At 64.2% G+C, this 8,224-nt stretch carries 9 protein-coding genes; 2 read left to right on the top strand and 7 right to left on the bottom strand.

The window, feature by feature from the left end:
- The 7 genes from EN939_RS12160 to EN939_RS12130 all read right to left on the bottom strand — a co-directional run.
- A partial coding sequence (locus EN939_RS12160; protein WP_442919531.1) for an ABC transporter substrate-binding protein occupies window positions 1-693 on the bottom strand: 693 nt, incomplete at its 3' end.
- 82 nt (window positions 694-775) lie between these two features.
- The gene (locus tag EN939_RS12155; RefSeq protein ID WP_127268209.1) at window positions 776-1,696 is read right to left on the bottom strand and encodes an ABC transporter permease; all 921 of its coding nucleotides are present in this window, start codon (window positions 1,694-1,696) and stop codon (window positions 776-778) included.
- Window positions 1,693-2,559: an ABC transporter permease gene (locus EN939_RS12150; protein ID WP_127387289.1), complete on the bottom strand. Its 867-nt coding sequence runs from the start codon at window positions 2,557-2,559 to the stop codon at window positions 1,693-1,695. The genes EN939_RS12155 and EN939_RS12150 overlap by 4 nt, the downstream gene beginning before the upstream one ends.
- A 19-nt stretch (window positions 2,560-2,578) precedes the next feature.
- Window positions 2,579-3,196 carry an ANTAR domain-containing response regulator gene (locus EN939_RS12145; protein WP_127268207.1) on the bottom strand — a complete coding sequence of 206 codons (618 nt, stop codon included), beginning with the start codon at window positions 3,194-3,196 and terminating at the stop codon, window positions 2,579-2,581.
- Window positions 3,193-4,287 carry a transporter substrate-binding protein gene (locus tag EN939_RS12140; protein WP_127268206.1) on the bottom strand — a complete coding sequence of 365 codons (1,095 nt, stop codon included), beginning with the start codon at window positions 4,285-4,287 and terminating at the stop codon, window positions 3,193-3,195. Before EN939_RS12140 ends, EN939_RS12145 begins: the two co-directional genes overlap by 4 nt.
- Window positions 4,288-4,463: 176 nt before the next feature.
- On the bottom strand, window positions 4,464-4,961 hold the full coding sequence (locus tag EN939_RS12135) for a hypothetical protein (RefSeq protein WP_127268205.1): 498 nt from the start codon (window positions 4,959-4,961) through the stop codon (window positions 4,464-4,466).
- Between the two features lie 161 nt (window positions 4,962-5,122).
- On the bottom strand, window positions 5,123-5,992 hold the full coding sequence (locus tag EN939_RS12130) for a helix-turn-helix domain-containing protein (protein WP_023810826.1): 870 nt from the start codon (window positions 5,990-5,992) through the stop codon (window positions 5,123-5,125).
- Window positions 5,993-6,084: 92 nt separating this feature from the next.
- On the opposite strand from EN939_RS12130, the gene EN939_RS12125 reads away from it, so the two are divergent.
- On the top strand, window positions 6,085-7,629 hold the full coding sequence (locus EN939_RS12125) for a 4-hydroxyphenylacetate 3-hydroxylase N-terminal domain-containing protein (protein WP_127268204.1): 1,545 nt from the start codon (window positions 6,085-6,087) through the stop codon (window positions 7,627-7,629).
- A 5-nt stretch (window positions 7,630-7,634) separates the two neighbouring features.
- On the top strand, window positions 7,635-8,144 hold the full coding sequence (locus EN939_RS12120; RefSeq protein WP_127268203.1) for a flavin reductase: 510 nt from the start codon (window positions 7,635-7,637) through the stop codon (window positions 8,142-8,144).
- The last annotated feature ends 80 nt before the right edge of the window (window positions 8,145-8,224 follow it).

Genomic DNA, 8,224 nt, shown 5'->3' with positions numbered 1-8,224 from the left:
GCCGATCTCGAAGGTGATCTTGTCCAGATGCGGCAGGCCCTTGTGCCAATAGTCCGCATTGCGCTCGAAGACGATGCGCTGGCCGAGTGTCCATTCGGCGAGCTTGAAGGCGCCGGTGCCGACCGGATGCTTGCCGAAATCGGCGCCGTATTTCTCGACCTCTTCCTTCGGCACGACATGCGAGAAGTTGATGGCCATGACATGCAGGAAAGTGGCGTCGGGCCGGGTCAGCTCGAACTTGACCGTGTAGGGATCGACGACGGTGACGCCGGAGAGGCTCCCGGCCTTGCCGGCGGCGACATCGTCATAGCCCTTGATCGAGCCGAAAAAGCCGGCGCCGGGGCTCTGGGTCTTGGGATTGGTGACGCGGTCGAGCGAATATTTCACGTCGTCGGCGGTCATCTCGCGGCCATTGTGGAATTTCACGCCATGGCGCAGCTTGAAGGTGAAGGTCTTCCCGTCGGGCGAGATCTCGTAGCTCTCGGCAAGGTCGGGCTTCAAATTGGTGGTGCCAGGTTCGTAATCCATCAGCCCGTCGAACAGGCTCTTGATCATCGACCAGTTCTGCCAGTCATACCCGATCGCCGGATCGAGCGTGGCGACATCGTCCTTGTAGGTGATGGTGATGGCGCCGCCCTGCTTGGCGTTCGGATCGACGGTGTCCTCGGCGCGAACACTTGTCATGCCGAGCATCAGCGCCAGCGCCGATGCCGCTACCGTGGAAGCGAGAAACTTTTTCATTTTTATGTTCCCTTTCTCTGTCTGGTTTTCATTTTCATCTGAGCTTGATGCGGGGGTCGATGAAGGGCGCGATGACGTCGGCCAGCAGATTGCCGAGCACGATGGCGAAGGCCGAGACCAGGGTGACGCCCATGATGATCGGGATGTCCACGCGCTGGATGGCCTGCCACGCCAGCTGGCCAATGCCAGGCCAGCCGAACACGCTTTCGACGACGACGATGCCACCCATGAAGATGCCGATGTCGATGCCGATCATGGCGATGACCGGCAGGATGGCGTTCGGCAGCGCATGGCGGAAAAGGATGGCTCGCCGCGCCAGGCCCTTGGCGCGGGCGGTGCGGACATAATCCTGACGCAGAACATCGATCATCGACGAGCGCATCATGCGGGCGTACCAGCCGGCGCCGAGTATGCCCATGGTCAGCGACGGCAGCACGAGATGACGCCAGGTGCCATAGCCGCCGATCGGGAACCAGCTGAGCCGCACGGCAAAGACGTAGAGCAGCAGCAGACCGACGACGAATTGCGGTGCCGAGACGCCGACGAAGGAGGCGACCATCAGCGTCTGGTCGGTGCCGGTGCCGCGCTTGACGGCAGCGATCAGGCCCATGCTGAGGCCGAGCAGCAGCTCGCACAGGATGGCGCCGACCATCAGCAACAGGCTTGCCGGCAGCCGTGAGACGATCAGCTCGGTGACTTCGGAGCGCTGGATGTAGGAGCGGCCGAGATCGCCGCTGATGAGCTTCGTAAGATAGCGCCAGTACTGGACGATGAAGGGCTGGTCGAGGCCGAGCTGCTGGCGGATGTTCTCAACCGTCTGCGGCGTGGCGCTGCGGCCGGCGATCTGGCGCACCGGGTCGGCCGGCAAGAGATAGAGCAGCGCGAAGGTGATCAGCGAGACGCCGAGCAGGATCAGCAGCGACTGGATCAGGCGGCGGCCTAGATAGGCGATCATGCCCGGCCCCTTTGCGTCGGATCGAGGATGTCGCGCAGCGCGTCGCCGATCAGGTTGAAGGCCAGTGCCAGCGCCAGGATCGCCGCACCGGGGAAGAACACCAGCCAGGGTGCTGCCTGGAAGTAGGTCTGGTTCTCGAAGATGATGTTGCCCCAGGACGAGGTCGGCGGCTGCACGCCAATGCCGAGGAAGGAGAGCGTCGCCTCCAACAGCACCGTGGTCGAAATGCCGAGCGTGCCCCAGACGATGATGGTCGGCAGGAGATGCGGCAGGATGTGGCGAAACAGGATGCGCGGTGCGCTCGCCCCGATGGTGCGCTCGGCGTCGATGAACTCGCGTTCGGCGAGCGAAGAGGTCTCGGTGTAAATAACGCGGGCGGTCTGCACCCAGTTGACCAGCGCGATGACCATGGCGACGATCCACAGGCTCGGCTCGAACACCGCCGCCAGGCAAATGGCGAGCAGCAGTGCCGGAAAGGCCATCATCAAATCGGTGAAGCGCATCAGCGCACTGCCGATCCAGCCGCGGAAATAGCCAGCAACAACACCGACCAGCGTGCCGATGAACAGCGCCACGCCATTGGCGACGATGCCGATGATCAGCGAGGTGCGGGCTCCGTAGAGGATGCGGGTCAACAGGTCGCGGCCGAGCAGGTCGGTGCCCAGCCAGAATTTTGCATCCGGCGGCAAGGGCGAGCCCTCGATGGTCAGGCCGTCGAACATCTGCTCGTTGGGATCGTAGCCTGTCAGCCATGGCGCCAGCACGGCGCCGGCAACGACAATGGCGACGATCACCAGCCCAAGCAGTGCCAGACGGCGCCTGACCAGCCGGCGCCAGACGCCGGCGCGCGGCTTGACCGGCATGCGCCCTGGCGCGGTGAGATCAGGCGCGATGGGACTGGTCATCGCCGCCTTCTTCCCCCGTTGCTTCTTCACTTGTCATGGCCACGATCCGCCGCGCGGCATCCTCGACGCTGATCTGCCAGCTCATCGCCAGCGAGCGAAGCTGCGCATAGGCGCGGCCGTCATCGGCGCCTTTCGCCAGTGCCGTCACCGCGCGCACGATGGTCTGGCGCTCGGCGACGCGCTGGCGAAGCGAGGCGATTTCGCTGGCCAGGTGTTTTCGCGCCTCGAAACTTTGCCTTGCGATCAGCAGTGCGCTGTAGACGCCGGCATTGCCGACCGGCTTCAAGAGTTGGGCGTCGGCCTTGTGCGACAATGCCCATTCGATGCGGCCGGGCGCCTCGGAGCCGATCAGCGCCACCAGCGGCATCGGCGCTTCGCCCGGCTTCCACGGGAATTGCTCGTCGAAGCCGAGATCGGCGTCGAAGAAGACGAAATCGGCCGCCAGCGCCTCGGGCGGTAGTTCGGGCCAGCAGTCCAGCGTGATCAGGCCGATGGCCGACAATTGCCTGGTGATCGCCTGCACCGTCGGGTGCGGACGGTGCAGGATGAAGGCCCTGGCGCCGCCGAGATTGGGGATGCGTGGGGTTCTCGTCACGACACCACCCTCAGGCGCGGGCGGCCGAATGTTTTTGCCGGGTCGTAGCGCGACAGATACGGGTCTGGCGCGACTTCGTCCTCGCGGCTGACGACCTCGAAGAAGCCATCCGCGATGCGCCCGATGATCACCGGCAGCGTCGCGTGCTGGGAATGCGCGTCGATGGCGATCGGCCCGAGCCGGGTGGAGAAGCGGCGTTCTGCGAAGGCTCTGGAAAATTCCGCCGGACCGGCTTCGGAATTGCTGGAGAGCACGTCGGCCATCACCTGCACGGAGGCATAGGCGGAGGCCTCGAAAGACGAGGCGAAGGCGGCCGGCCGCGGCGCGAAGTACGGCCCGACCGACAGGTGCCCTTTCCCGGATACGCCGATCGCCGGCAACTCTCCTTCGGTGAGGTTGCAGGAGATGACGGGACAGGTTTCCGGGCGGAAGGCAGGATCCTCATTCCCGAGATCGCAATAGGCCGCCAGGAAGGCGTAGGAAGTGGTGCCGATCAGGTTGTTGAGGATGAAGTTCGGCCGTGTGGCACGGATCTCCGCGATCAGCCGCGACACGTCGGTCTCGCCGATGCGCAGATAGCGTTCGCCCAGCACCTTGCCGCCGGCATCGGCGATCAGGTCGCGGGCGACGCGGTTCATCTCCCAGCCCCAGATGTAGTTCGAGCCGAGCAGGAAACCGTTGGCGCCGAAACGCGGCACGACATGCGCCATCAGCGGCACCAGATGCTGGTTGGGGCAGGCGTGCATGTAGACGACGTGCTCGTTGGCCTCGAAGCCCTCATAGGGGCAGGCGTACCAGAGCATGCCGCCCGCCTTCTCGAGCACCGGAATGGTTTCCTTGCGGCTCCACGAGGTGACGCAGCCGACGACATGGCGCGCGCTGCTGGTCCTGAAAATATCCTCGCACAGCGTCGCGTAACGGTCCGCATTGCTTTGCGGATCGCGCTCGACCGGCACCAGTTCGATGCCTGAGCTGCGATCGGCGTTGATGTCGGCGATGGCGCGCATGGCGCCGATGCGGCACGCATCGGAGACGAGCTGATAGCTCCCCGAGCGGGAATACAGGATGCCGATCTCGATATGCCGTTTCAAACAGATCCCCAAAATGACAATGCCTCGCAGCCAGCGCCGGAAGGGCGAGGCATACGAGGCATTCTTGCCGCCCGGCGATCAGAGCCGGTATTTTGCGCTAGCGTATTCTGTCCGGCGGGTCAGTCAAGCCCTCAACGGTATTTGCGTGACCGTCATCGCCGTTTCGCTGCCGCCGGCTATCTGGCCGATCTGGCCGCCGGCCTCTGACCGTGTTGACGCGCATAGGTCACGCAGGCGTCCACCGTGCTGACACAAAGCGCGTCGCGCCTGTTCGGCAAATTGTTGTCGCCGGCATAGGCAACTTCGGCGACGCGGCCGTCGACCATGCGAATTTGCGTGTCGCAATAACCGCCGGGAGCGACATTGACGGAGCCGCCGACCGCCGGGATCGCGCCTACCGCTAGAGTCGGAACCACAATGCTGAGATTGCCGCGCTGGACGATGCGCTTGTAGGTCCAGATCTGGCCCGATCGGCCGGCGTTGGCGGTGGCGGTCGGAAACCCGGCGCACATTCGAACATCGGCTTCGCTGAGGCCGACCATCTCCTTGCGGGCGGCCGCCGCCGTTGGATCAACCTTGGCGATACGCGACGTATCGTCGGGAACGACGCAGGAAGACTGGATTCCCACACAGAGAACAGCGAGGGCAAGCTTTTGAATGCAGGAAAATATCATGCCGACTGTCAGATTGGCCCGATGTCAGATTTGCGTGGCGCCCGCCGCTCCTTTCTACCTAGGCAGACAGGCGAAGGGATCAACCCGTTCAGCTTCACGAAAAAGTGGCTGTGGCTGCAACATCGAGGATTGCGCATCACGGGTCTGCATCTCACGCAGGACTAATGGCCCTGCAAGTGCTTCCGGCGCCAGGCGGCGGGCGCTTCGCCGACCCGCGCGCGAAAGAACCGTGAAAAATACGCCGGGTCGTCGAAGCCGATCTCGTAGGCGATGTCCTCCACCGTGCGTACGGTAAACAGCAGCAGACGCTTGGCCTCCAGCAGCCGCCTTTCGCTGACGACCCGCTTGACGCCGGCGCCCAGCACAGCATGGGCAGCCTTGTCGAGAAGATGCGGCGTGGTGGCCAGCGCCTCGACGTAGCGATCGACCGGCCAGTTGTCGCGGAAATGCGTGTCGGCGAGCCGGCGCAGGCCCCGCGCCAGCGAAGCATCGGAAGAGGCAGCGGAGGCGGTCACGCCGGGGCTCAGGCGCGCAATGTGGGAGAGTGCGACGGCGATCAGCGCCGGCAGGACCCTGTCATTGCCGGCTTGCGCCTCGGCATATTCGGCGGCGATCATCTCCAGCACCGCCGCCAGTCTCGCCCACGCCGCGTGTCGTGGCAGACCGTCGGCAAAGACCGGCCTGTCCAGCGGCAGCAGGCTGTGAGCGGCGATGGCCGCGAGCGCGCCGTCGGCGACCGAGACGACGATGGCGTCGGTGCCGGGTCCGATCGAGAAGCCATGCACGACAGCGCTCGGCACGAAGCTGACGGCAGGCGCCGAAAAGTCCCAGGATCGGTCTTCGATACGGTAGGTGCCGGAGCCGCTGGTCCAGTAGGTGATCTGGCCCATCTGCGGATGCTTGTGCGCCGCAACCTGACCAAGATGGATATTGCTGCGCGCAAGCACCGTCTCGACATGCAGGAAACCGACATCGAGCGGCCTCACCGGCTCGCCATAGACGAAGAAGTCGGGGATGGAATTCTGGCTCATGGCGCCTGAAAAAGTCCAATCGGTTTTGCCGTTCCGTCCATAACCGAAGCATGCCCAAGGCGCTAGTGTTGCGACTCAAGAGGAGGACCATCATGCGATCAGAAGACTTCCGCACTGATAAGGCACGGCCGTTCACCGGGGCTGAGTATCTGGAGAGCCTGCGCGACGGCCGCGAGGTCTATATATACGGCGAACGCATTGCCGATGTCACCACGCACCCGTCGATGCGCAATTCGGCGCGGTCGCTGGCGCGCCTCTACGATGCGCTGCATGATCCCCTGCGGCGGGACACGCTGACCTCGCCGACCGACACCGGCTCGGGCGGCTACACCCACAAATATTTCCGGGTCGCCAAATCCTCGGCTGAGCTTGTTACCCAGCAGACGGCGATCGCCGAGTGGTCGCGCATGTCCTATGGCTGGATGGGGCGCACGCCCGACTACAAGGCGGCGCTGATGAACACGCTCGGCGCCAATGCCGACTGGTACGGGCCGTTCAGGGACAATGCTCTGTCCTGGCACAAACGTGCGCAGGAAGCCGCACTGTTCATGAACCATGCCATCGTCAATCCGCCGATCGACCGCCACAAGCCGGCCGAACAGGTGAAGGACGTCTTCGTCCACATCACCAAGGAGACGGATGCCGGCATCTATGTCTCCGGCGCCAAGGTGGTGGCGACGTCCTCGGCGCTGACCCACTACAATTTCCTGGCGCAGGGCTCGGCGACGATCACTGAGGATCCGTCGCTGTCGGTGATGTTCATCGTGCCGATGAATGCACCGGGGATAAAGATGTTCTGCCGCGTCTCCTACGAGCAGACGGCCAACACGGTGGCGGCGCCCTTCGACTATCCGCTGTCGTCGCGCTTCGACGAGAACGATGCGATCCTGGTGCTCGACAATGTCTTCATCCCCTGGGAGGACGTGCTGGTGCTGCGCGATGCGCAGAAGATCCTGTCCTTCCACCCGGCATCCGGCTTCATGCATGGCTACTGCTTCCAGGGCTGCACGCGTTTCGCCGTCAAGCTCGACTTCCTCGCCGGCCTGCTGGCCAAGGCGCTGCGCGCCACGGGCGGCGATGCTTTCCGCGGCAACCAGGCGGCACTGGGCGAGGTCATCGCGCTCAGGCACATGTTCTGGAGCTTTTCCAACGCCATGGCCTACAACCCGATCCCGTGGGCGAATGGCGCGGTGCTGCCCAATCTGGAAGCCGCGCTCGCCTACCGCACCTTCATGTCGGAAGCCTATCCGCGTGTCATCGACACCGTGCGCCGGGTGATCGCGTCCGGGCTGATCTACCTGCCGTCGTCGGTGCGCGACTTCAACAACCCCGAGATCGACAAGTATCTGGCGCAATATGTGCGTGGCTCCAACGACATGGGCCACATCGAGCGCATCAAGATCATGAAGCTTTTGTGGGACGCGACCGGCACCGAGTTCGGCGGCCGCCACGCGCTCTACGAGCTCAACTATGCCGGCGCGCCGGAAGAGGTGCGGCTGCAGGTGCTGAAAGGAGCTGAACGCGGCGGGCGGCTGAAGGCGATGGAAGAGCTCGTCGACACCTGCATGGCCGACTATGACGAGAATGGCTGGACGGGCGATACCTGGTTCAATCCGCTTGTCTCAACGGCCGAGTGAATTAGATGGCCACGCAGATTTCGAAAACCGATTTCCGCGACGCCATGGCGAGGGTCTGCGCGCCGGTCAACATCGTCACCACCGATGGGCCGGCAGGACGCGGCGGCTTCACCGCCACCGCCATGTGCAGCGTCTCCGACGAGCCGCCGACGCTGCTGGTCTGCATGAACGGGCGCTCGACGCAGGCCGCCATGTTTCTGTCCAACCAGCGCTTCTGCGTCAACGTGCTGATGCATGACCACATGCATCTGGCGGGAAAATTCGCCGGCGCGACCAGGGACATGGAGGCACGCTACGCCTCGGCGCGCTGGCAGACGCTGACCTCCGGCACGCCGGCGTTGTCGGATGCGATCGTCAATTTCGATTGCGAGATTGAGACTGTGCATGTCGTCGGCACGCACAATGTCATGATCGGCCGCGTCATCGATGTCCGGCACGGCAGCGGCGGCTCGGCCCTGCTCTATGTCGACCGCAGCTATACGCAGCCGACGCGGCTGGGCAGCTTTGGCGGGTGAGGCCGGGCGTCAGACGGTTTGGTGGCGGGGAGGCCTCCGCCTATCCCGTACGCGGCCGTGCCGTCAGCCAGTCTTTCACC

Source organism: Mesorhizobium sp. M7A.F.Ca.CA.002.05.1.1, assembly GCF_003998335.1.
Classification (GTDB): Bacteria; Pseudomonadota; Alphaproteobacteria; order Rhizobiales; family Rhizobiaceae; genus Mesorhizobium.
The sequence above is the reverse complement of the archived record's forward strand: the minus strand, read 5'-3'. Positions and strand labels throughout refer to the sequence as shown.

Bases quoted from the DNA above. Each gene is read 5' to 3' on its own strand.
- EN939_RS12155 (WP_127268209.1), bottom strand. From the start codon at position 1,696: ATGATCGCCTATCTAGGCCGCCGCCTGATCCAGTCGCTGCTGATCCTG.
- EN939_RS12150 (WP_127387289.1), bottom strand. From the start codon at position 2,559: ATGCCGGTCAAGCCGCGCGCCGGCGTCTGGCGCCGGCTGGTCAGGCGC.
- EN939_RS12135 (WP_127268205.1), bottom strand. From the start codon at position 4,961: ATGATATTTTCCTGCATTCAAAAGCTTGCCCTCGCTGTTCTCTGTGTG.
- EN939_RS12130 (WP_023810826.1), bottom strand. From the start codon at position 5,992: ATGAGCCAGAATTCCATCCCCGACTTCTTCGTCTATGGCGAGCCGGTG.
- EN939_RS12125 (WP_127268204.1), top strand. From the start codon at position 6,085: ATGCGATCAGAAGACTTCCGCACTGATAAGGCACGGCCGTTCACCGGG.
- EN939_RS12120 (WP_127268203.1), top strand. From the start codon at position 7,635: ATGGCCACGCAGATTTCGAAAACCGATTTCCGCGACGCCATGGCGAGG.